Source organism: Halomonas sp. DP3Y7-2, assembly GCF_019800795.1.
Taxonomy (GTDB): domain Bacteria; phylum Pseudomonadota; class Gammaproteobacteria; order Pseudomonadales; family Halomonadaceae; genus Halomonas; species Halomonas litopenaei_A.
On record NZ_JAHVKJ010000001.1, the window covers coordinates 377277 to 402909 of the forward strand.

23 protein-coding genes are annotated in these 25633 nt (G+C 60.6%); 1 reads left to right on the forward strand and 22 read right to left on the reverse strand.

Going from position 1 to position 25633, the window contains the following annotated elements:
• Positions 1–26 precede the first annotated feature (26 nt).
• Positions 27–887 (reverse strand): transcriptional regulator HexR, encoded by an 861-nt coding sequence (gene hexR, locus KUV45_RS01615; RefSeq protein ID WP_206942046.1) that lies wholly within the window; start codon positions 885–887, stop codon positions 27–29.
• 336 nt (positions 888–1223) lie between these two features.
• Between hexR and KUV45_RS01620 the strand changes: the two genes are divergently transcribed.
• Positions 1224–1436: a PA3496 family putative envelope integrity protein gene (locus KUV45_RS01620; RefSeq protein ID WP_206942048.1), complete on the forward strand. Its 213-nt coding sequence runs from the start codon at positions 1224–1226 to the stop codon at positions 1434–1436.
• Positions 1437–1808: 372 nt separating this feature from the next.
• On the opposite strand, the gene KUV45_RS01625 is transcribed toward KUV45_RS01620, so the two are convergent.
• The 21 genes from KUV45_RS01625 to mnmG all read right to left on the reverse strand — a co-directional run bounded on the left by KUV45_RS01625 (position 1809) and on the right by mnmG (position 25488).
• Positions 1809–3149, reverse strand: coding sequence for a sodium-dependent transporter (locus KUV45_RS01625; protein ID WP_206942050.1), 1341 nt, complete (start codon positions 3147–3149; stop codon positions 1809–1811).
• A 304-nt stretch (positions 3150–3453) separates the two neighbouring features.
• Positions 3454–4284, reverse strand: coding sequence for a DUF72 domain-containing protein (locus tag KUV45_RS01630; RefSeq protein ID WP_222162516.1), 831 nt, complete (start codon positions 4282–4284; stop codon positions 3454–3456).
• 406 nt (positions 4285–4690) lie between these two features.
• Complete coding sequence (locus tag KUV45_RS01635) at positions 4691–6040, reverse strand: DcaP family trimeric outer membrane transporter (protein ID WP_222162281.1); 1350 nt, start codon at positions 6038–6040, stop codon at positions 4691–4693.
• 394 nt (positions 6041–6434) lie between these two features.
• Positions 6435–8273: a glutamine--fructose-6-phosphate transaminase (isomerizing) gene (gene glmS / locus KUV45_RS01640; RefSeq protein WP_222162280.1), complete on the reverse strand. Its 1839-nt coding sequence runs from the start codon at positions 8271–8273 to the stop codon at positions 6435–6437.
• A gap of 62 nt (positions 8274–8335) precedes the next feature.
• Positions 8336–9700, reverse strand: a complete 1365-nt coding sequence (gene glmU, locus KUV45_RS01645; RefSeq protein ID WP_222162279.1) for a bifunctional UDP-N-acetylglucosamine diphosphorylase/glucosamine-1-phosphate N-acetyltransferase GlmU — start codon at positions 9698–9700, stop codon at positions 8336–8338.
• Positions 9701–9838: 138 nt separating this feature from the next.
• On the reverse strand, positions 9839–10936 hold the full coding sequence (locus KUV45_RS01650; protein WP_206942056.1) for an FAD:protein FMN transferase: 1098 nt from the start codon (positions 10934–10936) through the stop codon (positions 9839–9841).
• 17 nt (positions 10937–10953) lie between these two features.
• Positions 10954–11751 (reverse strand): undecaprenyl-diphosphate phosphatase, encoded by a 798-nt coding sequence (locus tag KUV45_RS01655; protein WP_222162278.1) that lies wholly within the window; start codon positions 11749–11751, stop codon positions 10954–10956.
• A 210-nt stretch (positions 11752–11961) separates the two neighbouring features.
• Positions 11962–13335: a magnesium transporter gene (gene mgtE, locus KUV45_RS01660; protein WP_222162277.1), complete on the reverse strand. Its 1374-nt coding sequence runs from the start codon at positions 13333–13335 to the stop codon at positions 11962–11964.
• A gap of 452 nt (positions 13336–13787) precedes the next feature.
• Entirely contained in the window at positions 13788–14213 is a 426-nt protein-coding gene (locus KUV45_RS01665; RefSeq protein ID WP_206942059.1) for a F0F1 ATP synthase subunit epsilon, read from the reverse strand.
• Positions 14214–14237: 24 nt separating this feature from the next.
• Positions 14238–15614 (reverse strand): F0F1 ATP synthase subunit beta, encoded by a 1377-nt coding sequence (atpD, locus tag KUV45_RS01670; protein ID WP_206942060.1) that lies wholly within the window; start codon positions 15612–15614, stop codon positions 14238–14240.
• 42 nt (positions 15615–15656) lie between these two features.
• Complete coding sequence (gene atpG, locus KUV45_RS01675) at positions 15657–16538, reverse strand: F0F1 ATP synthase subunit gamma (protein ID WP_206942061.1); 882 nt, start codon at positions 16536–16538, stop codon at positions 15657–15659.
• A 77-nt stretch (positions 16539–16615) separates the two neighbouring features.
• Complete coding sequence (atpA, locus tag KUV45_RS01680; RefSeq protein WP_206942062.1) at positions 16616–18160, reverse strand: F0F1 ATP synthase subunit alpha; 1545 nt, start codon at positions 18158–18160, stop codon at positions 16616–16618.
• 16 nt (positions 18161–18176) lie between these two features.
• The gene (locus KUV45_RS01685) at positions 18177–18716 is read right to left on the reverse strand and encodes a F0F1 ATP synthase subunit delta (RefSeq protein WP_206942064.1); all 540 of its coding nucleotides are present in this window, start codon (positions 18714–18716) and stop codon (positions 18177–18179) included.
• Between the two features lie 11 nt (positions 18717–18727).
• On the reverse strand, positions 18728–19198 hold the full coding sequence (locus tag KUV45_RS01690) for a F0F1 ATP synthase subunit B (RefSeq protein ID WP_045992711.1): 471 nt from the start codon (positions 19196–19198) through the stop codon (positions 18728–18730).
• Positions 19199–19264: 66 nt separating this feature from the next.
• Positions 19265–19513 (reverse strand): F0F1 ATP synthase subunit C, encoded by a 249-nt coding sequence (gene atpE, locus KUV45_RS01695; protein WP_045992712.1) that lies wholly within the window; start codon positions 19511–19513, stop codon positions 19265–19267.
• A gap of 78 nt (positions 19514–19591) precedes the next feature.
• The gene (gene atpB, locus KUV45_RS01700; RefSeq protein ID WP_206942065.1) at positions 19592–20455 is read right to left on the reverse strand and encodes a F0F1 ATP synthase subunit A; all 864 of its coding nucleotides are present in this window, start codon (positions 20453–20455) and stop codon (positions 19592–19594) included.
• Between the two features lie 13 nt (positions 20456–20468).
• The gene (locus KUV45_RS01705) at positions 20469–20828 is read right to left on the reverse strand and encodes an ATP synthase subunit I (protein ID WP_224851924.1); all 360 of its coding nucleotides are present in this window, start codon (positions 20826–20828) and stop codon (positions 20469–20471) included.
• A 275-nt stretch (positions 20829–21103) separates the two neighbouring features.
• On the reverse strand, positions 21104–22027 hold the full coding sequence (locus tag KUV45_RS01710; protein ID WP_206942067.1) for a ParB/RepB/Spo0J family partition protein: 924 nt from the start codon (positions 22025–22027) through the stop codon (positions 21104–21106).
• Positions 22028–22080: 53 nt separating this feature from the next.
• Complete coding sequence (locus KUV45_RS01715) at positions 22081–22851, reverse strand: ParA family protein (RefSeq protein ID WP_206942068.1); 771 nt, start codon at positions 22849–22851, stop codon at positions 22081–22083.
• 76 nt (positions 22852–22927) lie between these two features.
• The gene (gene rsmG / locus KUV45_RS01720) at positions 22928–23596 is read right to left on the reverse strand and encodes a 16S rRNA (guanine(527)-N(7))-methyltransferase RsmG (protein WP_206942069.1); all 669 of its coding nucleotides are present in this window, start codon (positions 23594–23596) and stop codon (positions 22928–22930) included.
• Positions 23593–25488 (reverse strand): tRNA uridine-5-carboxymethylaminomethyl(34) synthesis enzyme MnmG, encoded by a 1896-nt coding sequence (mnmG, locus tag KUV45_RS01725; protein ID WP_206942070.1) that lies wholly within the window; start codon positions 25486–25488, stop codon positions 23593–23595. Before mnmG ends, rsmG begins: the two co-directional genes overlap by 4 nt.
• Positions 25489–25633 lie beyond the last annotated feature (145 nt).

Genomic DNA, 25633 nt, shown 5'->3' on the forward strand with positions numbered 1-25633 from the left:
GGGTCGTCAGTCTCCGCTTGTGCGCGTCAAGATGAGTCGGATTCGGGATAACGCAACGGGTTCAGGCTACGCTTTACCGCCTTGAGCTGTTCGGCCAACTTGGGACCTCGGGTCTTGGCGACACCTACCGCCAACACGTCGATCAGCACCAGGTGCGCAATTCGCGAGCTCATCGGCGTATAAATTTCTGTGTCTTCGAGCACATCGATAAACAGCGGCAGGTCTACCTCATCCGCCAGCGGCGATCCGCTCGGGCAAAGGCCGACCACGGTGGCTCCCGCCTCCCGTGCCAGCTTGACGCTGGCGACCAGGGCGCGGGTACGCCCGGTCTGGGAAATGGCCACCACCACGTCGCCTTCCTTGAGCGTCACCGCCGACATGTTCTGCATATGGGGGTCGGCATAGGCAGCGGTAGAAATCTGCAGCCGGAAAAACTTGTGCTGCGCATCGAAGGCCACTGCACCAGACGCGCCGAAACCATAGAACTCGACACGATTGGCCATGGCCAGCGCGTTGATGGTCCTGTTCAACGCATCATTGTCCAGGCGATCTCGAATCGACAGCAGGGTGCCCACCGTCGAGTCGAAGATGCTGTGGGAGAATTCGGCCACGGAGTCGCTGTCATTCATCGAGAATTGAGCGAACTGGCTACCTGATGCCAGCATCTGCGCTAGCTTCAGCTTGAAATCCTGAAACCCGTCACAGCCAAGTGCGCGACAGAAGCGCACGACCGTGGGCTCGCTGACCTTTGCCTCAGTGGCAAGATCGACGATACGCATGTGGATAACTTCATCGGGGTTACGCAGAACGAAGCGTGCCACCTTCTGCTCTGACCGCCGGAAGTGTTCCATGCGACGTCGCATTTCATCAAACAGCGCGCGACTCACCCTTTACTCCTTTGACTGACGGGAGGCCCCGAGGTAGCAGGCCTTGAGCCTTGTCCCGCCCGACATCGTGCATGGCAGCATGACATACAGCTCCATGGCTGTCGGGCCGGTGTTGCATTCCAGTATGCCCGATGCCGACGAGGATTGCCCAACCAATCGACATCCCCCTGATAGAGGCCAATGGTTTGAACAAAGGCACTTTTTTCTCAAGCGTTGGCAGAGCGTTACAGAATTGACACCCACACCGTCATCTTTTTGTCAACTGGGGTATAGTAAAAGGGCAGTGTCGCGCAGCGTCCTGGATGCCGGCACATTCACTGCATAGGAGAGTCGATCATGCGTAATGTCGAACGGTTAACCTCCGTAAAGAGTGAACTCCTCGACATCTTCATGAGCATGGAAGTCGCCGAACACGAGAAGCGCTCCCGTAGCGCGGCCCAGCGTAACCTCAGGGCCCGCCGCGGCATCGAGCTGCATCGAGAATTCAAGCGCCTTTCTGAAGACATCGCCGAATTGCCGGAAGACGGCAACGAAGACGAAATGCACTAGCTAGACAGCCCCATCAGATCAGGCAGGCCTGCCACCACCGACGTTCCTGCCTGACGACAATGAATGGCAACGTCCTCTCTGGACATGCCATTCCCCATCTTGCCCCTCCACGAGGGCAGGTGATCGGCTCCGCCCTAAAAAATGGGCGTGGCAGCCTCTCCCCCCTACTTACGACGAACCCCGCCCAGCTCGAGCCCAGATTAACCAGCCCTAGCTAAACGCGGCTCGATGCGCTTGCGATGTGTCTTCAGCCCCACAATGCACGGCAGGCCATCGAAAGAGATCGGCGAAAACGCCAAGACCCGGCACAAGGCCGGGTCTTGAAAGCACAGAGTCGATCGACGCCACAGCGACGCCGATCTGACGAGCGGCTTACAGGCTCGAGATAAACACCACGATAACGCCGATGGGCGCGACAACACGGGTGAGAGCCACCCACACCATTTCCTTGCCGCCGGACAGGCCCAGATCTTCTGCGACACCCTCGCGGCTGAGGAACCAGCCAGCGAACACAATGGCGCCAAGACCGGTCAACGGCAGCATGAACTTGCTGGTCAGCTTATCGAGCAGATCGAAAACGCCAAGGCCAAACAGTACCGGCTCGCTCCACAGGTTGAACGACAACAGCGCAGCAATGCCCAGCGCCCAGGCACCGATACCGGCAACGACGGTCGAGGCCGAACGCGACAGGGGCGTACGCTCTTCCACGAATTCCACCACCGGCTCCAGCAGCGAAATGGCCGATGTCAGGGCAGCAAAGGTCAACAGCAGGAAGAACATCAGGCCAAGAATCAAGCCGCCACCCATGTTACCGAAGGCCAGAGGCAAGGTAACGAAGATCAGGCTGGGACCAGAGGCAAGGTCAAGCTCATTGGCGAACACGATGGGGAAAATGGCCAGGCCAGCGCCCAGTGCGATCACGGTATCCATGATAACGACGGTGCGAGCGGTCTTGATCAGATCCACCTTTTCGCCCAGGTAAGAGCCATAGGCAATCATGATGCCCATGCCCAGAGACAGCGTGAAGAAGGCATGTCCCAGAGCTGCCAGCACCACTTCGCCGTTCAGCGCTGACCAATCTGGATTGAACAGGTAGTTGAGCGCTTCGCCAAAGTGGCCAGTGGTCATGCCATAACCCACCAGCACGACCAGCAGCAGCGCCAGCGCGGGCATCAGTACATTGACCGCACCTTCCAGGCCCTTGGTGACGCCCCGCGCCACGATGCCGATCACCAGCAACATGAAGATGGAGTGCCACAGCAGCAGCAGACCAGGACTCGCCAGCATGCCACCGAACAGGGCGCCGATGCCGTCGGCATCCTGACCGCTGAAGTCGCCAGTGACGCTACCCAGGGTGTAGTACAGGGACCAACCGCCGATCACGCTGTAGAACGACAGGATAAGGAAGGCACCGATCACACCGGAGATACCCACCAACGCCCAGATCTTGGGCTGACCGGCCTGCTTGGCCACGCTGGCCATGGCATTGACCGGGTTGCTTTGCCCACGCCGACCGATCATCCACTCGGTCACCAGAATAGGCAGGCCAATCAGGCCAATACACAGAAGGTAGACAAGAACGAAGGCGGCACCGCCACTCTCGCCCACCATGTAAGGAAACTTCCAGATGTTACCGAGACCAACGGCCGAGCCGGTAGCAGCAAGAATGAAGGACAGGCGCGATGACCACTGCGCATGTGTAGTCTTGGACATAAATCACCCTGAGGATACGTGTCGTCATTGATCGATCGGATGCAATGACGGCGTTGTGTTTGTAGTCGCCACGTCCTCGATAGCCCGGGTCACGGTACTACCGATAATCAAGGGGTCTGACGGATGTCAGCAGGATCACTGCCGGCACAACACTCTTCCCCAACGCCGGTTGGGCGCTGGTCGAGACCGTTGGGTTCAGGTGGGTCGTCGTCCGAGGTAAGGCGACGGCCGCCCTGGCCCATGGCAAGTGACGAACAGCCGACCAAACTAGCGTATGACACCAACAAACGCCAGCCAACATTGGTCAAAGCAGCAGATTCTGTCGATCTCCGGGGAAAGCGCAGAGTTCTGGCCACCCCATTTCCCTTGCGATTCTGGCGTAGAGCACTCTAGCCAGTTCTGGGGCCTGACGATTGTCAGCGGTATGCACAAACAGGAAAGGGGTTTTCCCCTGTTTTATCCACAGGCATAGCTGCCGTACCCAGGGCGCGAAATAGTGCTCATTTACGTCCTTGTCAAGATGCCCGATGTAACGAATGACAGGAAAATTTGCTGTGGAGAGCACATGTAGTGGGCGTCTTGGCTTTTCGCGCCTTGCCTGGATCAGCCCGGGATGGTCCATCGGTGGGCCTGAAAACAGCGGCCGCACGTCGAGCATGACGCGATCGACATCATGACTTATCAACAGCGCGTTGATATCCCGTTCAGCGGTCCCCTTGTGGAAAAACTCACTGTGTCGCAGCTCCACCGCGCAGGGGTAGTCGGACGGCCAGTCCTCGAGCGTCTGCGCCAGTGCCGGGATTTCGTCCGGACCGAAGTCTCGCGGTAGCTGGATCATGACGGGCCCAAGCCTGTCCCGAAGAGGCGCCAGCGCCTCCAGGAATGCCTCCACCTCTTGCCCCACCAGCCTGAGTCGCTTGCCGTGGGTCAGTTGCTGGGGCAACTTGAAGCAGAAACGAAAGCCCGCAGGCGCCTGTCGCGACCAGGCATCTACGGTGTCAGGTCTAGGCGCACCGCTGTAGAAGGTCGTGTTGCCCTCCACCGCGTTGAATACTTCGGCGTAGTCTGACAACCATCCGTCGCGACCAGCATGAGGGGCGTAAAGCCCGCCTCGCCAGTCGGGATTCGCCCACATGGGCAAGCCGATATGCAGCGGGCGTTCAGGTGGAGATTCACACAAGGTCTTGCTCTCGCCGAGCCATCAGGGGCGACAGGATACCACCCCAACCTATTATCGTCCGGCGACAGCGCGAGCTCCCTAGGGCTTGCACGAAAAGTGCCTGCGCTTGGCGATACGGCGTTAAAAATCAGCTGGTACGCCAGCCCGGTCAAAATGCTCATTTACACCTCGTAAACTGCGCTTTCTCACCGATTTTTGCCTTGTCTAACCTTCGCTCGTCGACTTTTCGGACAAAGCCTTATCTACCGAGACCGGACGCCATCCGCGATGACGGCTCTTCATGACACCTTTCTCACGGTTGCATGCCCCCCCTGGTCTCCGTTGGGTACATCGTGGTGCGCCATCGAGGGTGGAACCTTGCCTAGAAGTCGTACTTGGCAGAGAGCTGCACGCGGTCTAGATCGAAGGTGTCCCCGTCGACCTCATCCAGGTCGTAGCGCTGGTACTCCGCTGACAGAGTGGTATTGGCGAAGGGAGACCACATCAGGTTGAGAAAAACGCTGTCGTAGCTGTCCGTATCATTGCCGCTGCCATGGCTGTTGAGTTCCGTGGCCGAGTAGGCAACGCTTGAGCGCAAGGTGTCGGTCCAGTAGTGCCGATAGATGGCGGACGCCCCCCAGGACTCGACCATCTTGAGCTGTCCATCCTTGACCTTGGCGTTGGGATAGGCACCCAGGGCCATGTAACGCCCCAGGTTGCCGTAGTTGGCCTGGAGCATAAGGTCATCTTTTTCGAACACCGGGAAACGCCCGGTCAGGCTATAACCGGCCCCCCAGCGACTGTCGTCATCCTCGGCATCGTCCAGGCTGAAGCGTCGGACGACGGTGGCAGCAGAGACATGTCCCCAGTCCTGATCCACGTTGACTCGGGCCACCATATCCGGGGTGTCCTGGTCGTCGTCGCCATCCTCAGGGTTCTCCACCGCGAACTGCAGATTGCCCCAGTCCAGCGGATAGGTGTAACGGAGCTGAGGCTGTCGCACAAAGATGGAGCCCGTATGGGTACTGAAGGCGTCCAGCTCCCCGAGTCCCTTCACGTCCATGAAGGTCGACCAGGTCTGGCCGGCCAGCCAGTTTCCCCAGCTCAAGTAAGCGTGCCGCAACCTGGGGGCGTAGGAGTTGGACACAAATTCGTTGGCTTCATCGTCGGCACCGTAGAAGTCCATCTCGATGAAGGTGTTCATGGTATCGCCCCCCACCGGCGTGGAGGTGCCGATATTGAAGCGCGTTTCACGTGCACTGAGGCTGACCCGATTGTCCTTGTCATCATCGGTGGCACGCAACAGCCCCGCCGTCACCGTCTCGTTGGCCTTGCCGTCGCTCAGACCGTTGTCGGAGAAGGCCGCCTGGGCCTTGATATAACCACCGATGGCCACCGTCGTCTCGCCCACCAGAAAGTCGCCGTCGTCGGTGCGCCTGACCACGCTGTCGCTGACCTCGGCCACCTCATGCTGCATATGGGTCTGTTGGCTGATCAGGCTGTCGATCTGGGCCTGCTGCTGCTCGACCAGCGCCATCGCCGCCTGTTGCTGCTGTTTCAGCAGTTCGATCTGGGCCTTTAGCTCGTTGAGTTCCTGCATGGTGGTCTGGGCAACGGCCTTCATAGGCACCATGGCGAGCACAGGAACGCCGGTCAGCATGGCAGCCGAGAGCACCACAGGAGAGAGCATGACAGGGGAGCGTAAGGGGCCGCTGGAGCATCGTCTGATCATCGCCAGTCCTCGGTCGTTATCGTTATAGGCTCAGGAGATTGGCTTCACCGCTACCGGCCAACATCACAAGCGCTTGATAAGCGACTATAGGAACGAAGATGCATCCATGGTGTTTGATTATGTGCTCAATAAGGCTAAGCACATAATGGCATCTATTGGCACACTAGAGAGGATTTTATCCCTATTTTCAGGGAACTAGCCTTACGTCAAAGACACATTTTCTGCACTGCAGCAGTTCGCAATGCACGCCATTGCACACATATCGAAGAGTGTTGTGCAGTGGATGCGAAACGTTAACGGCCTCTCGAAGCGACGGCGCCGAACACTGAGTGTTCGGCGCCGTCGCTTGTCTATGGTAGAGAACCACTCTTGTGGCTTACCGCAGGCCCCGTGGCTATTCCACGGTCACGGACTTGGCCAGGTTGCGGGGCTGATCCACATCGGTGCCCTTGAGTACCGCCACGTGGTAGGAAAGCAGCTGCAGTGGCAGGGTGTAGAGGATCGGCGCCAAGGCATCATGCACATGGGGCAGATGCAGGACGCGGATACCGTCACTTTCATGCAGACCCACGTTCTCGTCAGCGAAGACATACAGCTCTCCGCCCCTCGCCCTGACTTCCTGCAAGTTGGACTTGAGCTTGTCGAGCAGCTCGTCGTTGGGGGCTACCGAGATCACCGGCATGTCGCTGTCCACCAGTGCCAACGGGCCATGCTTGAGCTCGCCCGCCGGATAGGCCTCGGCGTGAATGTAGGAGATTTCCTTGAGCTTGAGCGCACCTTCCTGGGCGATGGGAAAGTGGGCACCACGGCCCAGGAAGAGCGCATGGTGCTTTTCGGCAAAGGCCATGGACATGGCCTCGATGTCCCGGTCGAGACCCAGTACCAGGCTGCACAGGGTGGGCAGCGAACGCAGGGCATCGACGATCTCGGCCTGCTCACCCTCGTCCATGCCACGCACCCGTCCCAGCGCCAGCGCAAACAGCATCAGCGCCGTCAGCTGGGTGGTGAAGGCCTTGGTAGAGGCCACTCCGATCTCGGGACCCGCCTGGGTCATCAGGGTCAGGTCGGCCTCGCGTACCAGCGAACTCCCCGGCACGTTACAGATCCCCAGGCTACCCAGGTAGTTCTGCTGCTGCATGGCAAAGCGCATTGCGGCCAGGGTATCCGCCGTCTCACCCGACTGGGAGAGCGTCACGAACAGGGTACCTTGAGGAACCACGACCTGACGGTAGCGATACTCGGACGCCACCTCCACCTGCACGGGCACATTGGTGTAGCGCTCCAGCCAGTACCGCGCCACCATTCCCGCATGGTAGCTGGTACCACAGGCCACGATGTGAATCTGGCGAACGTCCTTGAACAGGCGCTCGGCATCGGGACCGAAGCTTTCCACCAGCACGCTGCGATCCCCCAGACGCCCTTCCAGAGCGGCGGCGATCACCTCCGGCTGCTCGTGAATCTCCTTGAGCATGAAGTGACGGTAGGCGCCCTTGCTGGCCGCTCCATCACCGTGCTCGAAGGTGTGGATCTCACGCTGAACCGCAACGCCGTCGGCATCAAACAGCTCAATCTGACCGTCACCCGACAGCCTGACCACATCTCCCTCGAGCAGGTAGATGAAGCGATCGGTGACGGGCAACAGCGCCAGCGGATCAGAGGCCAGGAACGCCTCGTCGATACCGACCCCCACCACCAGAGGGCTGCCCTTGCGCGCTCCCACCACGACCCCCGGCTCATCCACCGCCATGACCGCCAGCGCGTAAGCACCATCCAGCCCGGCGACAACCCGCTGAAACGCACTCAAGAGATTGCCGTCGCGGCGCGACTCGCGCTCCAGCAGATGGGCGATGACTTCAGTGTCAGTCTCGGATTCGAACTGATAGCCCTGATCGCTGAGCTCTTGGCGCAGCGACTCATGGTTCTCGATGATGCCGTTATGCACCACCGCCAGGCGGTCCCGGGACTGGTGAGGATGTGCGTTGGGCTCGCTGGGACGGCCGTGGGTCGCCCAGCGGGTGTGGGCGATACCACTGTGACCGGGCAAGCCCGTCGCCTGCAGGCGTTCTTCCAGGGCCGCTACCTTGCCCACGGCACGTTGACGATCGAGGCTACCCATGGGGCTTCGCACCGCCATTCCGGCGCTATCGTAGCCGCGATACTCGAGGCGCTTGAGTCCCTCGAGCAAGATATTCTGTACGTTGCGCTGGGCAACCGCGGCGACGATGCCACACATAGGGGTCACTCCTTGAAAAACATCATGATTTACAGCAGCTACGCATCAGGGCACGGACACCCTCACTCATCGTCCTTGGACGGCCGCGGCCAGTTGGCCTTGGCAATCTGACGTGCCCTGGTCACCGCCAGGCTGTGATCGGCCACGTCTCGGCTGATGGTCGAGCCAGCGCCTACCGTCGCCCCCTCACCGACACTGACCGGCGCCACCAGCGCTGAATTGGAACCAATAAAGGCCGCATCGCCGATCTCGGTACGATGCTTGTTGGCACCGTCATAGTTGCAGGTAATGGTACCTGCACCGATATTCACCTCACGGCCCAGGCGAGCGTCGCCCACATAACTCAAGTGGTTGATCTTGCTGCCTTCTCCGACCTCGGCATTCTTGGTCTCGACGAAGTTGCCCACCTTGGCCTTGACCGCCAGTCGCGAGCCAGGGCGCAGCCGGGCGAAGGGGCCGACCTGATTGAGTCCCGCCAATACGGCGCCATCAATGATGCTATGCGCCTCAATCACGCTTTCGGCACCAATGTGACTGTTACGAATCACCGTGTAGGGTCCAATCCGCACGCCTTCGCCCAGCTCAACCTCGCCTTCGAACACGCAGCCTACGTCGATAAAGACATCGTGACCGCAGCTCAGACGCCCACGCACATCGAGTCGTGCAGGGTCGGCCAGGGCCACACCACTGGCCATCAATGACTCGGCGATGCTGTGCTGGTGGGCACGCTCGAGCCGGGCCATCTGAGACCGGTTGTTGACGCCTTCCACCTCGATCGGACGCGACGGCTGAGCGGTAGCAACGCGGACACCCTCGGCAGCCGCCATGGCAATCACATCGGTGAGGTAGTACTCACCCTGTGCATTGTCGGAGGACAGCTCGGGCAGCCAGCGCTTCAACTGCGCACTGGTCATGGCCATGATGCCGGTGTTGCACTCGCGGATCGCAAGTTGCTCGTCGTTGGCATCCTTCTGCTCGACGATGGCCACGACATTGTCCTGCTCATCGCGCACGATGCGTCCGTAGCCGCTGGGATCTTCCAGAGTGACCGTCAAAAGGCCCATGCTGTGATCATTCACCTGGGTGAGCAACGACGTCAGCGTATCGCGACGAATCAGCGGCACATCGCCATACAGCACCAGGACCTTGCCATCTCCCAGTTGTCCCAGCGCCTGGGCCACGGCATGCCCGGTCCCTTTCTGTTCCGCCTGATGGGCGAATCCCACTCCTGTATCGGCCAGCGCCTCGCGCACCCGCTCACCGCCGTGTCCGATGACCACGTGGGTACGCTGTGCGCCAAGTCCCGACGCAGTGTCCACCACGTGACGCACCATCGGCTTTCCAGCCAGGGTATGCAGTACCTTGGGCAGGCTGGAGCGCATGCGGGTGCCTTGTCCGGCGGCCAGAATCACCACATCGAGGCTCATTGTGACTCCTTGTCGTGTAGAGGAGAGAAAAAGATCCGGGCTGACCAGAACGCCATGACCTTGACCAGCAGGGACCGCTGCCCTTGAGACAGCATAGTCTGGTCAGCGCCTGGTCGCGCCTTCTTGCGAACAGTGTTTCTATTCTAGCGGGATGTCGTCCTGGGACACTACCTTGAGACCAAGCTTGTCGACGACATCACTGCCAAACCGCTCGACGAAGGCAGGACTGACCCAGCTCTCCCATCCCTCGCCTTGACGTACCAGCATGACGACCGGCAGCTCCGCGGCAATCGCCGCCTGCATGCCCTCGCGCTCGCCCATCACGCTGATGGCGGTGGCCCAGGCATCTGCCCAGGCGTTGGAGGGATGCACCACGCTGACCGACGCCAGGCGATGGGTGATCGGACGTCCAGTGCGCGGATCGATGGTGTGGGAATAGCGCTTGCCATCCACCTCGAAGTAATGGCGATAGTCGCCTGAGGTGGCTACCGAGATATCGTCCAGACCGACCACATGCTGTGCCTTGGGAGTGCCGTTCTCGGGTACCTCGATACCGATGCGCCATAGGCCATCACCGCCGTCACGGTGGCCTTTCACCTTGACCTCGCCGCCCAGGTTGACCAGGTAGTTGGCAATGCCCTGGCGGTCGAGAAACGCCGCCACTTCATCCGTGGCAAATCCCTTGGCGACGCCGGAAAGGTCCACATAGACGTCGCGCAGGCGTCTGGCCTGGGCAGTGTCGGTATCAATCTCGAGGGCATCCATGCCAACTTCGGCCAGGCGCTGCTGCAGCACCGCCTCATCGGGAATCTGTTCGGGTTCGGCTTCAGGACCGAAGCTCCACAAATTGACCAGACTGCCGACGGTCACATCGAACGCACCGTGACTTTGCTGGCTGACCGACTGGCTGATGGCCAGGACCTCCATGAACTCGTCGGAGATCGGCTGCCACTGAGCCAACGGGGCCTGATTGAAGGCACTGAGCTCGGAGTCATCCCGCCAGGTCGACATGGAAGCATCGACATCGTGCATTTCGTCGAGCACGCCCTGCTCGATCTCTTCCAGCTGCTGTTCGGTCAGCGGATCCGCCACGGTGATCTGGTAAAAGGTGCCAAAGATGTCGCCTTCCAGGGTCACCGCCGACGTGGTGGTGTCGGGCTCATCGCTGCAACCGATCAACAGTGATGCAAGCACAGGCAAAAGCCAGCAACGTCGCACAGTCTTGGCGCTGATCATGGGGGCCTCCTTGAGCATCAACCAAACAGCCAGATCAGCGCGATGCCCAGCAGCACGCGATAGACGACGAAAGGCTGCATGCCGATACGCTTGATGAATGACAAAAAGAAGTGGATGCACAGATAGGCGCTGACGCCGGACAGCAAGGTGCCTATCGCCAGATCTCCCCAGTGCACATCGATACCGGACTGCAGCAGCTCACAGGCTTCCAGCCCGCCAGCCAGGATGATGACCGGAATCGACAGCAAAAAGGAAAAGCGTGCCGCGGCCTCTCTGCCCATGCCAAGCAACAGCGCGACGGTAATGGTAATGCCGGAACGCGAGGTACCCGGGATCAGCGCCAGCGCCTGGCCAATGCCAATCCACAGGGCGTCTTGCCAGCTCAGCTGATATTCACTGCGGGACCCACGGAAGCGCCAGTCAGCCAGACCCAGCAACAGACCAAAGGCGATCAAGCCGAATGCCAGCACCATGGGGGAGCGCGCGTACTGTTCAATGATGTCCTTGAACAGGAGGCCTGCCACGCCGACGGGAATCGTGGCAACGATGACCCACCAGGCGAGCTTGCCGTCCTGATCGGTGCCACGGCCAGCGACACTTCTGCACCAGCTCAAGATCATGCGCTGGATGTCATCACGAAAGTAGATGAGCACGGCCGCCAGACTCCCCAGATGCAGAGCGACATCAAAGGCCAGTCCTTGATCGGGCCAATCGCTGAACACCGGAACCAGAATCAAGTGAGCGGAGCTGGAGACGGGGAGGAACTCTGAAATTCCCTGAACCAGGGAAAGTACAACTATCTGTAGCCAATCCATCGGATAACCCGTAAGCATGAAAGGGTGACAGGCAAACGCGTGCAAGAGCATACACGCCGCCGCGCCGGATGTCCGCCCAGAGCCTTGAAGCGGAGCCCACGGGCAGCGTTTTCCCCACCTGGGTCAACCACCGACAACCTACCGTGCTGTTGGCGCGTCACCACCGTTCACACGCTGGAAGATGAGGCAGAGCTCCCGGCAAGAGGGCCATCAAGAGCCTGTCAGTATCAGGGCGGCAATCGAGAAGTAGATGACCACACCGGAGGCATCGATCAAGGTGGTCACCAGCGGAGCAGAGGCCGTCGCTGGATCCCAGCCCAGGCGGTCCAGCACAAACGGCAGGCACATGCCCAGTAGGCTGCCAAACAGCACGATGCAGATCATGCTGATGGCGACCACCATGGCAACCGCCTCACCGCCCCGCATCACGCCGATGGGGGCCACCGCCAGCGCCATGGTCAGACCGAGCGATCCCGCGACCAGCAACTCTCGCCCCAGCAGCTTGCCCCAGTCCTTGATCCCCACATCGCCGGTCGCCATGCCACGTACCATCAAGGTGGCGGCCTGGGCACCGGCATTCCCGCCACTGCCAATCAGCAGCGGCAGAAAAAACACCAGGGTCACCTGAGCCGCGATGGTGTCCTCGAAATGGGCGATACCAGCGCCAGAAAACAGGTTACCGAACACCAACAGCACCAGCCAGGTGACCCGCTTGCGATAGAGGCTCCACAACGGCACTCGCGAAACCCCACCCTCCAGCTGGCCGATGGACATCCCCTTGTGGATATCCTCGGTGGCCTCGGACTCGACCACATCCAGCGCGTCGTCGTGGGTCACGATACCCACCAGCCGCGCGTCGCCATCAATCACTGGCAGGGCCAGCAGGTCGTAGCGTGCCACCACCCGCGCGACCTCCTCCTGCTCGGCATCCACATTGATGCTGATGACGTCACGTATCATCAGTTCATCGATGGTCGCCTGGGGCCGTGCCACCATCAGCTGACGCAACGACATGGTGCCTGCCAGACGCCCCTGTTCATCCACTACGTACAGCTGATACACGGTTTCCGCGTCGGGGGCGGTCTGGCGCACCCTCATCATGGCTCTAGAGACCGTGAGACCCATCGGGATCGCCACGTAATCCGCGGTCATCAGCGCACCAGCGGTGCCTTCTTCGTAGCTCGCAAGGCGCTTCAACGCTTCCCGCTCACGCCTGGCCATGCGGCGCAGCAGCGCCTCCTTGCGGTCGTCTCCCAGCACCTTGAACAGATCGGCTCGCTCATCGGACCCCATCTTGTCGAGGATGCGCGACAGCCAGGCATCCTCTACCCGCCCCGCCATTTCATCCTGGGCATCGTTCGGCAGGTGTCCAAAGACGCTGGCCTGGCGCTCCATGGGCAGGCTCTTGAGCAGCGCCAAGGCGCTATCCACCTGGGCATCATCTTCCAGCATCTGCTCGAGGATATCCGCCAGATCAGCCGACCGTATCTGAGGCAAGCGCGCGTCCAGCGCCTCACTGTCACCTTGCGCCAGGGCCGCCAACAGGGCCTGCTGGTGCTGCATCAAAGGAGCAGTCAATGTCATGGGCGTCTCCTTGGGCGTGACAGAAAGAGGCCTTAATGTGGCGCTGCGACGTGCCGTGCGGCCTATGCGCAGACCAGGGGCGTGGCAACATGCTTCAACCAGCGTGCTCGGTGGCAAGGGCAGTGGCATGAGCCGTGACATGATCGGCGACACGGCCGTCTTGGAGGACTCGCCATGCTGTCAGCTCCTGCCGGGAGGCATGCTGCCCCAGAGCATTAAACGAAAGTCGATATGATGCCACGCTCTCGTGACAAAAGCGCTCCAGCAACGCAGATCGACCGGCACTGATCAAGAGCAAGGACCACGCATAAGCCGTCTCGTCGCCCTTCGTGCCCTGCTCCGGCAGCCGCTCCGTCAGTCATCCTGGCGGCGACCACCTTACCCAGCAAAAAAACGCCCCCCGAGTGGAGACCACTCGGGGGGCGGGGGCTTGCTTGCCGGGGCGCGAGCGGTTAGCTCTTGCCAGCCTTGCGACGCAGCTGCTGGATGGTACGCAGCTGAGCCATGGCCTCGGAAAGCTCCGCTGCGGCACGGGTGTAATCCATTTCCGCAGACTTGTCTTCCATGGCCTTCAGGGCCTGCTTGCGCGCCTCCTCGGCGGACGCCTCATCCAGATCGGATGCGCGAACCGCTGTATCGGCCAGCACGATCACCTTCTCGGGCTGCACTTCGATAAAACCGCCGGAGACGTAGTAGTTCTCCTCGCGGCCTTCGTTGAGCACGCGCACGGGACCAGGTGCCAACTCGGTCAGCAGCGGCGTGTGGCCGGCCAGGATACCAAGATCCCCCAGGATGCCAGCCGCCACCACCTGCTCGGCGCTACCGGAGTAGACCGAGCCTTCGGCACTGACGATCTCGCATTGGATGGTTTTCGTCATGATGACGTCTCCCGGTTAGAGGGATTACTTCATCTGGTTGGCTTTCTCGACGGCCTCGTCGATGGTGCCGACCATGTAGAAGGCCTGCTCGGGCAGCTCGTCGTACTCGCCGTCAAGGATGCCCTGGAAGCCACGAATGGTTTCCTTCAGGGACACGTACTTGCCCGGGGAGCCGGTGAAGACCTCAGCAACGAAGAACGGCTGCGACAGGAAGCGCTGAATCTTACGCGCCCGTGCCACGATCTGCTTGTCTTCGTCGGACAGCTCGTCCATCCCCAGGATGGCGATGATGTCCTTGAGCTCCTTGTAACGCTGGAGCACGCCCTGCACACCGCGAGCCACGTTGTAGTGCTCGTCGCCCACGACCAGCGGATCGAGCTGGCGAGAGGTGGAGTCCAGCGGGTCGATGGCCGGGTAGATACCCAGCTCGGCGATGGAGCGCGCCAGTACGACCGTGGCATCCAGGTGCGAGAAGGTGGTGGCCGGAGACGGATCGGTCAAGTCATCCGCAGGCACGTAGACGGCCTGGACGGAGGTGATGGAGCCCGTCTTGGTGGAGGTGATACGCTCCTGCAGAACGCCCATCTCCTCGGCCAGCGTCGGCTGGTAACCCACCGCAGACGGCATACGGCCGAGCAGTGCGGATACTTCAGTACCGGCCAGGGTGTAACGATAGATGTTGTCGACGAACAGCAGAACGTCACGACCTTCGTCACGGAACTTCTCGGCGATGGTCAGACCGGTCAGCGCGACGCGCAGACGGTTGCCGGGCGGCTCGTTCATCTGGCCATAGACCAGTGCCACCTTGTCGAGAACGTTGGATTCCTGCATCTCGTGATAGAAGTCATTACCTTCACGAGTACGCTCACCAACACCGGCAAACACGGAGTAACCGCTGTGCTCGGTGGCGATGTTACGAATCAGTTCCATCATGTTGACGGTCTTGCCGACACCGGCACCGCCGAACAGACCGACCTTACCGCCCTTGGCAAACGGACACACCAGGTCGATGACCTTGATGCCCGTCTCGAGCAGTTCGTTGGTCGCTGCCTGGTCCGCATAGCCCGGAGCTCCGCGGTGGATCGGCATACGTTCCTGCTCGCCGATGTCACCCGCTTCATCGATCGGCTCGCCCAGCACGTTCATGATCCGGCCCAGAGTTTCCTGGCCCACCGGAACAGAAATAGCCGCACCGGTGTTCTCGGTGTTCATGCCGCGCTTGAGCCCTTCGGTAGAGCCCATGGCGATGCAGCGCACCACGCCGTCACCCAGCTGCTGCTGGACTTCGAGGATGGTTTCCTTGTCGGAGACCTTCAGCGCGTCGTAGACCTTGGGCACGTCGTCCCGCGGAAACTCTACGTCAATCACCGCGCCGATGATTTGTACGATACGTCCGCTCATCTTGGTTCCTCTCTAAAACCTGCAAATGAAACCTGCATACCTTTAAACAGCGGCGGCACCGCCAACGATCTCGGAGATTTCCTGGGTAATGGCCGCCTGACGGGCCTTGTTGTACACCAGCTCCAGATCATCGATGAGGTTGCCCGCGTTGTCGGTCGCGCTCTTCATGGCAACCATGCGTGCCGCCTGCTCGCACGCTGTGTTCTCGACCACTGCCTGATACACCTGCGCTTCAACGTAGCGCACGAGCAGGCTGTCGAGCAGCGCCTTGGCATCCGGCTCATACAGGTAGTCCCAACTGTTGGGACGTTTGTTCTCGTCGTCATCCTCGACCTTGGCGGTGTCCTCGGTCAGCGGAAGCAGCTGACGGACGACCGGCTTCTGGGTCATGGTGTTGACGAATTCGTTGTGCACGACGTAAAGACGATCCAGATTGCCTGCATCGTAGGCATCCAGCATCACCTTCACGCTACCGATCAGATCATCAAGACTCGGCGACTCGCCGAGGCCGCTCTTGGCCGCGACCAGACTTCCACCGTACTTGCGGAAGAAGCTGCTGGCCTTGCTGCCAAGGGCACAGAAGTCGAGCTCAGCGCCCTTCTCGTGCCATGCCTGGGCATCCTTGACCGTCGCCTTGAACAGGTTGACGTTCAAGCCGCCGCAGAGACCGCGATCGCTGGAGACGACGATGTAACCGACGCGCTTGGCCTCACGCTCTTCCATCCACGGATGCTTGTACTCCGGGTTGGCCTGGGCGAGATGACCCACCACGTAACGGATCTGTTCGGCATAAGGCTTGCTTGCCGACATCCGTTCCTGGGTCTTGCGCATCTTCGACGCCGCCACCATCTGCATCGCATTGGTGATCTTCTGCGTGTTCTTGATGCTCGCAATCTGCGTGCGAATCTCTTTTCCGACTGCCATGGCGATCTACCCTTGTTCGGTGACCCTCAGAATCCTGTTCGACCAGCTGGCCCGCCGTCAGGCGGGCCAGAGGGCGCTTACCAGCTCTGAGAAGACTTGAACTTCTGGAGACCTTGCTTCAGGCCGTCCTTGATCTCGTCGTTGTAGTCGCCGGACTCGTTGATCTTGTCGATCAAGGCGCCATGCTCGGACTTCATGTACTCATGCAGCGCATGCTCGAAGTCCAGCACCTTGTTGACGTCGACGTCATCGAGGAAGCCTTCGTTGGCGGCAAACAGAGAGATGGCCATCTCGGCAACCGACATCGGCGAGTACTGCTTCTGCTTCATCAGCTCGGTAACGCGCTGACCGTGCTCGAGCTGCTTGCGGGTCGCTTCGTCCAGGTCGGAGGCGAACTGGGAGAAGGCCGCGAGCTCGCGGTACTGGGCCAACGCCAGACGGACGCTGCCGCCGAGCTTCTTGATGATCTTGGTCTGAGCAGAACCACCCACACGAGATACCGACAGACCAGCGTTGATGGCCGGACGGATACCCGAGTTGAACAGGTCAGTCTCGAGGAAGATCTGACCGTCGGTGATGGAGATCACGTTGGTCGGAACGAACGCAGACACGTCACCGGCCTGGGTCTCGATGATCGGCAGAGCGGTCAGCGAGCCCGTCTTGCCCTTCACTTCACCATTGGTGAACTTCTCGACATAGTCGGCGTTCACGCGAGCGGCACGCTCGAGCAGGCGAGAGTGGAGGTAGAAGACGTCACCAGGGAAGGCTTCACGGCCCGGCGGACGACGCAGCAGCAGAGACACCTGGCGGTACGCCACGGCCTGCTTGGACAGGTCATCATAGACGATCAGGGCATCTTCGCCGCGGTCACGGAAGTACTCACCCATGGTGCAGCCGGAGTAGGCGGCCAGGAACTGCATCGGGGCCGGGTCGGCGGCGCCGGCAGCAACCACGATGGTGTGCTCCATGGCGCCGTGCTCTTCGAGCTTGCGCACCACGTTGGCGATGGTCGACTGCTTCTGACCGATAGCCACGTAGACACAGGTAACACCAGTGCCTTTCTGGTTGATGATGGCATCGATGGCGATCGCCGACTTACCGATCTGACGGTCACCGATGATCAGCTCACGCTGACCACGGCCGATCGGCACCATGGCGTCGATGGACTTGAAACCGGTCTGGATCGGCTCGTCAACGGACTGACGAGTGATGACGCCAGGCGCGACCTTCTCGACCGCGTCGGTTTCCTTGGTGCCCAGGTCGCCCTTGCCGTCGATGGGGTTACCGAGGGCGTCGACCACGCGACCACGCAGCTCGGGGCCCACCGGCACCTCGAGGATGCGGCCGGTGCACTGGGCAGTCATGCCCTCTTCCAGCTGCAGGTAATCACCCAGGACCACGGCACCGACATTGTCGCGCTCGAGGTTCAGGGTCATCCCGAAGATGCCGCCGGGGAATTCGATCATCTCACCGAACATTGCGTCGGCGAGGCCGTGAATCTGCACGATACCGTCAGACACGCTGACGATCGTACCCTGATTACGGGCTTCGGATGCGACGTCAAGCTTCTCAATGCGCTGCTTGATGATGTCGCTGATCTCGGAAGGATTCAGTTGCTGCATGCCATGTCCCTCAGACTCAGGCGGAAAGGGCTTCCTGGAGGCGGTTCAATCGACCGCGTACCGAACCGTCAATGACGGTGTCGCCGGCACGCAGGATCACGCCGCCCAGGAGCGTCTTGTCCACCTGAGTGGTAATGGAGATTTCGCGGTTCAGACGCTTGGCCAGTGCACTCGCGAGCGATTGTTCCTGGGCTTCGGCCAGCGGAAAGGCAGAGACAATCTCCACCTCGACCCGCTTTTCCTGCTGGGCCTTGAGCACCTCGAACTGCTCGGCGATGGCGCCGAGCGCCGTCAGGCGACCCTTTTGGCCGACCAGACGAACGAAGTTCTTGAGGTCGTCATTGACGGCGTCGCCACAGACGTCGACGACAACATCAGCCTTCTGTGCGCTGGACAGCTTGGGGTTGCCGAGCACTCGGCCGCGCATGTCGTCATCGCTGACGACCTGCGCGACGCGGGCCAGCATGCCGGACCAGTCCTCGAGCGCGTCCTTGGCCACGGCGTGCTCAAAGGCAGCCTTGGCGTATGGGCGAGCGATAGTTGACGTTTCCGCCATGGGGCACCTCCTCAGAGCTCTTTGGCGAGTTTGTCGACGATGGCAGCGTGCTGCTTCTCGTCGATGGAGGACTCCAGAATTCGCTCAGCGCCCAGCACCGCCAGGCGTGACACTTGTGCGCGCAGATCTTCTTTCGCGCGTGCCACTTCCTGCTCGATTTCAGACTTGGCCTTGGCAATCATGCGCTCGCCTTCGAGGCGGGCGTCTTCGCGTGCCTGTTCGAGCTTCTGGTTGGCCTGTTTCTGGGCCTGTTCCAGGATCTCGGCCGCCTCTTGCTTGCTCTTGCGCAGAGTCTCGTCGGCCTCTTTCTCGGCCACTTCGAGATCCCGCGCCGCACGGCTGGCAGCATCCAGGCCATCGGCGATCTTCTTCTGGCGTTCCTGCAGAGCTTGCATGACCGGCGGCCAAATAAACTTCATGCAGAACCAGACGAAGAACGCAAAGGCGATAGCCTGGCCGACTAGGGTAAGGTTCAGGTTCACGCCAGCACCTCTCGCGTTACGGGTTTGGGGTTAAGGGTTCGACGGCTCATGACGAGCGGTCGGACATTAACCGACAAACGGGTTAGCGAAGGTGAAGAACAGCGCGATACCCACACCGATCATGGTCACGGCGTCCAGCAGGCCGGCGACGATGAACATCTTGACCTGCAGCATCGGAACCATTTCCGGCTGACGTGCAGCGCCTTCCAGGAACTTGCCGCCGAGGATACCGAAGCCGATAGCGGTACCGAGGGCACCCAGGCCGATCAGCAGGGACACGGCGATGGCGGTCATACCCAGAACTTGTGCTTCCATGGTGGTCTCTCCAGTTTTTAGTTGAAACTAAGGTTTATCAGTGGGTTAGGGTTAAGGGTTAGGGGTAATGCGAAACCGTCAGTGCTTTTCCACCGCCATGCTCATGTAGACGATGGTCAGCATCATGAAGATGAAGGCCTGCAGGGTGATGACCAGAATGTGGAACACCGCCCAGGTGAAGTGCAGCGGCAGCTGCCACAGGCCAATCATGGCGATCAGGATGAAGATCAGCTCACCGGCGTAGAGGTTGCCGAACAGTCGCAGGGCCAGGGAAATCGGCTTGGCCAGCAGGGTCACGAACTCCAGCAGGAAGTTGACCGGGATGAACAGCGCCTGAACCAGCTTGTTCGGTGAGTTGAACGGGTGCAGGGTCAGCTCGCCAATGAAGCCGGAGAAGCCCTTGGTGCGAATGGTGTAGAAGATGATCAGGCCAAACACCGACAGCGCCATGCCCAGGGTGGCATTGACGTCAGTGGTCGGCACCACCTTGAAGTAGACGTGGGCAGGATCGGCTCCGAACATGGCGCCAATCTTGGCCGCCAGCATCGGCAGGAAGTCTACCGGCACCAGGTCCATGAGGTTCATCAGGAACACCCAGCAGAAGATCGTCAGCGCCAGCGGCGCGATCAGCTTGCTCTTGCCGTGGAAGGTGTCCTTGACCGAGTTGTCGACGAACTCGACCATCAGCTCGACAAAGTTCTGCAGCGCGCCAGGCACACCGGTGGTCGCCGTGTTGGCGGCCTTCTTGAACAGCCACAGGAAGATCAGGCCCAGGCCCACGGACCAGCCCAGCGTGTCCAGGTGAACGGCCCAGAAGCCCATGTCGGACGCTTCCTGAGCGGAATGCGCGATGGACCAGCCATTGTCGGGATGCAGCCCGAAGGTCAGGTTCTGCAGGTGGTGCTGGATATATTCCGTAGGGGTCGGATTCGTGCCTGCCATGTCTGCCTCGTTGTCAGGTGTGCGACGGTCGTTTCACTAGCCAGGGCCCCAGCCAATGAACGAACAGCGTCACCACATAAGCGCCAAAGAAAAAAGTCGGGTTTGAGGGAGGCACTGCGATGAACACTAGAGTGAACAGCGCCGCCGTCAAACCGAACTTGCCGGCTTCCGCACGATAGAAATTGTTGACGATGATCTTTGAATGACGCGCCCCTTGCGTGCGGAACACACACCAGGCAAAGAACACGTTGGGCAGGAAGGCCACAAGCCCACCCAGCGCCGCAGAGGATGTCCCCGGCACACCGCTGGTCACAGCGGCAACCGCGCTGATCAGCGCAACGGTGGCAAGCTGCACCATCAGCAGACGCTGCACCTGGGGTCGTTGAATCCTGGCCGCCAAGTGATTCTCCCGACGCGCCGCATCGCGCGCATTCAATATTCATCGTGTTGTCGGCGACAGACCACCGACAGACTCCGGCGCGATTATAGGGAAGCCCCCTTGGGGCTTCAACCAAAGACGCAACGATTTGTCGTCACTTCGCGCTGGCTTACGACCAAATGCGGAGAACTGGTCGCTAAAGTTGTTAGCGACCTAAGTGGTTTACTGCGCGAAATCGCACACACCTATGCTGCGCCTATCCGCTCTCTTCAGCGAATATGCTCGAGGATGCCATCCAGCTCATCCAGGCTGGAGTACTGGATCGTCACCTTGCCCTTGCCCGCCTTGCCGTGACTGATCTTGACCGGTGCACCGAGCAGGTCCGCCAGGCGCGTCTCCAGCCGCGACACGTCCTGCTGTGGAGCTGCCTTGGCCGCCTTTGGCTTGCCGCTGGCCAGTTGCTTTACCAGTGCTTCGGTGGCACGCACGGTCAGATCCTTGTTGACCACTTCGTGAGCCGCCTTGCGTTGTTTGGCCGCAGGCAGCGACAGCAGCGCACGGGCATGCCCCATATCAAGATCACCGCGCTCAAGCAGGGTCTGGACTTCGCCATCCAGGGTCAGCAGGCGCAACAGGTTGGTGACCTGGGCGCGGGAGCGCCCCACGGCGTCGGCCACCTGCTGCTGGGTCAACTCGAATTCATCGAGCAGGCGCTTGAGCGCCAACGCTTCTTCGACCGGGTTGAGGTTCTCGCGCTGGATGTTCTCGATCAGCGCCAGCGCCAGCGCCACCTCGTCGGAGACGTCGCGGATGACCGCAGGAATCACATCCAGCTCAGCCAACTGCGAGGCACGCCAGCGGCGTTCACCGGCAATGATCTCGTAGCGATCGGTGCCAATAGGGCGAACGACAATAGGCTGCATCACGCCCTGGGCGCGGATCGAGTCGGCCAGCTCCTCCAACGCCTCAGGCTGAATGTCGCGCCTGGGCTGATACTTTCCTCGGCTGAGCTGTCCCAGCGGCAGGCGTTCAAGTCGTTCTTCCGCCATGGCCGGGGCCACAGCATCGGCGCCGCCATCCTCGGCTTCCATCAATTCAGCGTCGACCTCGGGAAGATCCAGGCTTTCACGGCGTCTGGCGCCCGCCCCGATCAGCGCGTCCAAACCCCGTCCCAGGGCGCGTTTGCGTGTCATCGATTCATCCTCATCACAGCACGCTTTGAAAAGTCGACCGTCCCGCCGCGCGGCTACAGTGACAACCGGCGAATCAATTCCTTGGCAAGTACCCGGTGGGCCTGGCTACCCCTTGAAAAGCGCGCATACTTGGTGACAGGCAGGCCATGACTGGGCGCTTCGGCAACCCGCACGTTACGCGGTATCGTCGTCTTCAGCAGGGCATCACCGAAGTAGTCACGCAGCTGCTTGCTGACGTCTCGCGTCAAGCTATTGCGGGCGTCGAACATGGTTCGCAGGATGCCATAGATTTCGAGCCCCGGATTCACGCTGTCCTTGATCTGTTCAACCGTGTCCAGCAGCGCCGACAGCCCTTCGAGAGCATAGAACTCACACTGCAGCGGAATCAGTACCCCGTCCGCTGCCGTCAACGCATTGACGGTCAGCATGTTCAATGACGGCGGGCAGTCGATCATGACCACGTCATACTCGCCTGCCACCTCGGACAATGCCTTGCCCAGGGCACGCTCGCGCCCTTCTCCACGGTCCAGCAGCTCAACCTCGGCAGCGGTCAGATCACCATTGCCCGGAAGCAGCGCATAGCCCGCCTCTGGGCAGTCAAGGATGACTTCCACGGGGCGCTTGTCGCCCAGGATGACGTCCAGCACGCTGCCTTCGAGGCTATGCTTATCAACGCCACTGCCCATGGTGGCGTGCCCCTGGGGATCAAGATCGACCAGCAGCACCCGGCGGTCGAGCGCCGCCAGGCTGGCGGCCAGATTGACGGCAGAGGTGGTCTTGCCGACCCCACCCTTCTGGTTGGTCAAGGCGATGATTTTCGTCACGACGTCATCCTTGCGTGGAAATTCTCGGGTGGCAGGCCAGCCAAATTGGGCCTGACAGGTCGTTCCAAGGTTGAGCCTAGCGATCCCCGGCGTCGGGTTCCAGCATAACCAGTTCTCGTCCCCCATCGGCGAACGGCACTCTCAACGGATGACGTGACAGCACGCGAATATCATCATCCAGCCGCTCAAGCTCGCCATCTACTGCCGGTCCTTTCATGGCCAGCCACTGGCCGCCAGGCGCCAGCAGGCTGCGTGTCATGCCGATGAAATCCTCGAGACTGGCGAAGGCACGGGAGATCAATTGGTCGTAACCGCCCGCTGGCGGCGCAAAGGACTCCACTCGGGCCTGGATCGGGGTCACCCGGGTCAACCCCAGCTCCATCACTGCCTGGCGCTGAAAGCGAACCTTCTTGCCGTTGCTGTCGAGCAGACTGATGTCCAGATCAGGTCTGAGTATTGCCAGTACCAGCCCCGGAAGACCGGGCCCAGCGCCGACATCCAGGATCCGCGGCCCCTCGACCCAGGGCAGCACGGCAGCGCTGTCCAGCAGATGGCGGGACACCATCTCCAGGGGGTCTCGCACCGCGGTGAGGTTATAGGCCCGATTCCACTTGTGCAACAAGACGACCAGGGCGACCAGATGATCGACCTGGCCGGGGCTGACGGCAATCTCGAGGGTCTTGAGACCCTCGACCAAGCGGGCGCGCAGACGCCCCTCCAGCGCGCTATCGATGGACGCTGTCATCCTGTCACCACTTTCTGATCATCCAGCAGCCGACGCTTCTTGAGATGGATCAGCAGGATCGACACCGCAGCAGGGGTCACCCCACTGATGCGTCCGGCCTGAGCCAGGGTCTCGGGCCGCGCTTCCGCCAGCTTCTGGCGAATCTCGTGGGACAACCCTTCGACGCGGGCGTAATCGAGATCTGCCGGCAGTGCCATGGATTCGTGGCGCTTGAGCTTGTCGATCTCGTCCTGCTGACGATCGATATAGCCTTGATACTTGGCCTGAATCTGAACCTGTTCGGCCACGGTGTCGTCACTGACAGGATCTCCCTTGGCACCCGCCACATCGGCATATCCAAGCTCGGGACGCTTGAGCAGATCCATCAGGCTGTATTCGCGACCAAGGGGTTTGCCGGTGACGCTTTCGATCGACTTCGCCGCATCGCTGCCAGGCTGAACCCAAGTGGCTTTCAAGCGTGCACTTTCCCGCTCTACCGCCTCGCGCTTCTCGCTGAAACGGGACCAGCGCTCGTCGTCGACCAGTCCCAATTCACGGCCGTGTTCCGTCAATCGCATATCGGCATTGTCTTCCCGCAGCAGCAGCCGGTATTCGGCGCGGGAGGTGAACATGCGATAGGGCTCCTTGGTGCCCATGGTGATCAGGTCATCCACCAGTACCCCCAGATACGCTTCATCGCGTCTCGGGCACCAGGCTTCCAGGGATTTCGCCCGACGGGCCGCGTTCAAGCCTGCCAGTAGCCCCTGGGCGCCGGCTTCTTCGTAGCCGGTGGTGCCATTGATCTGGCCGGCAAAAAACAGGTTGTGGATAAATTTGGTTTCCAGCGAGTGCTTCAGATCCCGCGGATCGAAGAAGTCATACTCGATGGCATAGCCCGGGCGTGTGATGTGCGCACGCTCGAGGCCCTCGATGGAACGGACCACCTGGAGCTGGACGTCGAAGGGCAGCGAGGTAGAAATACCATTTGGGTATAGCTCGTGCGTATCCAGTCCTTCGGGTTCAATGAAGACCTGGTGGCTGTTCTTGTCAGCGAAACGGTGGACCTTGTCTTCAATGGATGGGCAGTAGCGAGGACCGACGCCCTCGATCACTCCCGAAAACATCGGCGAGCGATCGAGATTGTTGAAGATGATCTCGTGGGTCCGCTCATTGGTGTGCGCAATGTGGCAACTGACCTGACGAGGATGCATCTCACGCGAACCGAGATAGGACATCACCGGCGTTGGGGCATCTCCCGGCTGTTCCTCGAGTCGAGCGAAATCAACGCTCTTGGCATCAATACGCGGTGGTGTCCCTGTCTTGAGTCGGTCAACCCGGAAGGGCAGAGCGCGAAGACGCTCGGCCAATGCGTTGGAGGGCGGGTCGCCAGCGCGGCCACCGCGGCTGTTGTCCAAGCCGATGTGAATGACCCCTCCGAGGAAGGTTCCGGTGCACAGCACGACGGTGTCTGACAGGAAACGCAGCCCGGTTTCGGTAACCACGCCACGTACCGTGTCCTGTTCGACGATCAGATCGCCGGCAGCCTGCTGAAACAGCGTCAGATTCGGCTGATTTTCCAGCATTCCGCGAATCGCAGCCTTGTAGCGCACGCGATCGGCCTGAGCACGAGTGGCGCGCACCGCGGGTCCCTTGCGTGCATTCAGCACACGGAACTGGATACCGCCCAGGTCCGTCGCCAAGCCCATGGCGCCGCCGAGAGCGTCGATTTCCTTGACCAAATGACTCTTGCCGATCCCACCAATAGCGGGATTGCAGGACATTTGACCAAGGGTCTCGATGTTGTGTGTCAACAGCAGGGTCTGGCAACCCATGCGGGCAGAGGCCAGGGCAGCTTCCGTTCCAGCATGGCCACCGCCGATGACGATGACGTCAAAGCGGTCGGGATACTCCAAGGTTCACCTCGTTCGGCGCAGCGCGCCAGCGTCGGAAATGATGGGTCATGCAAAAATTAGCCCGCCAGTATAAACCCTCCTGTGGGTAAACGTCAGGGTTTTCCACACCCTCGTCGACCAGATCCTCACTTGGTTTTTCTCCTAT

What these genes read in the sequence shown, in the direction of transcription:
- KUV45_RS01620 (WP_206942048.1), top strand. Translation starts at nt 1,224, where the DNA reads ATGCGTAATGTCGAACGGTTAACCTCCGTAAAGAGTGAACTCCTCGAC.
- KUV45_RS01625 (WP_206942050.1), bottom strand. Translation starts at nt 3,149, where the DNA reads ATGTCCAAGACTACACATGCGCAGTGGTCATCGCGCCTGTCCTTCATT.
- KUV45_RS01630 (WP_222162516.1), bottom strand. Translation starts at nt 4,284, where the DNA reads ATGTGGGCGAATCCCGACTGGCGAGGCGGGCTTTACGCCCCTCATGCT.
- KUV45_RS01635 (WP_222162281.1), bottom strand. Translation starts at nt 6,040, where the DNA reads ATGATCAGACGATGCTCCAGCGGCCCCTTACGCTCCCCTGTCATGCTC.
- glmS (WP_222162280.1), bottom strand. Translation starts at nt 8,273, where the DNA reads ATGTGTGGCATCGTCGCCGCGGTTGCCCAGCGCAACGTACAGAATATC.
- glmU (WP_222162279.1), bottom strand. Translation starts at nt 9,700, where the DNA reads ATGAGCCTCGATGTGGTGATTCTGGCCGCCGGACAAGGCACCCGCATG.
- KUV45_RS01650 (WP_206942056.1), bottom strand. Translation starts at nt 10,936, where the DNA reads ATGATCAGCGCCAAGACTGTGCGACGTTGCTGGCTTTTGCCTGTGCTT.
- KUV45_RS01655 (WP_222162278.1), bottom strand. Translation starts at nt 11,751, where the DNA reads ATGGATTGGCTACAGATAGTTGTACTTTCCCTGGTTCAGGGAATTTCA.
- mgtE (WP_222162277.1), bottom strand. Translation starts at nt 13,335, where the DNA reads ATGACATTGACTGCTCCTTTGATGCAGCACCAGCAGGCCCTGTTGGCG.
- KUV45_RS01665 (WP_206942059.1), bottom strand. Translation starts at nt 14,213, where the DNA reads ATGACGAAAACCATCCAATGCGAGATCGTCAGTGCCGAAGGCTCGGTC.
- atpD (WP_206942060.1), bottom strand. Translation starts at nt 15,614, where the DNA reads ATGAGCGGACGTATCGTACAAATCATCGGCGCGGTGATTGACGTAGAG.
- atpG (WP_206942061.1), bottom strand. Translation starts at nt 16,538, where the DNA reads ATGGCAGTCGGAAAAGAGATTCGCACGCAGATTGCGAGCATCAAGAAC.
- atpA (WP_206942062.1), bottom strand. Translation starts at nt 18,160, where the DNA reads ATGCAGCAACTGAATCCTTCCGAGATCAGCGACATCATCAAGCAGCGC.
- KUV45_RS01685 (WP_206942064.1), bottom strand. Translation starts at nt 18,716, where the DNA reads ATGGCGGAAACGTCAACTATCGCTCGCCCATACGCCAAGGCTGCCTTT.
- atpE (WP_045992712.1), bottom strand. Translation starts at nt 19,513, where the DNA reads ATGGAAGCACAAGTTCTGGGTATGACCGCCATCGCCGTGTCCCTGCTG.
- atpB (WP_206942065.1), bottom strand. Translation starts at nt 20,455, where the DNA reads ATGGCAGGCACGAATCCGACCCCTACGGAATATATCCAGCACCACCTG.
- KUV45_RS01710 (WP_206942067.1), bottom strand. Translation starts at nt 22,027, where the DNA reads ATGACACGCAAACGCGCCCTGGGACGGGGTTTGGACGCGCTGATCGGG.
- rsmG (WP_206942069.1), bottom strand. Translation starts at nt 23,596, where the DNA reads ATGACAGCGTCCATCGATAGCGCGCTGGAGGGGCGTCTGCGCGCCCGC.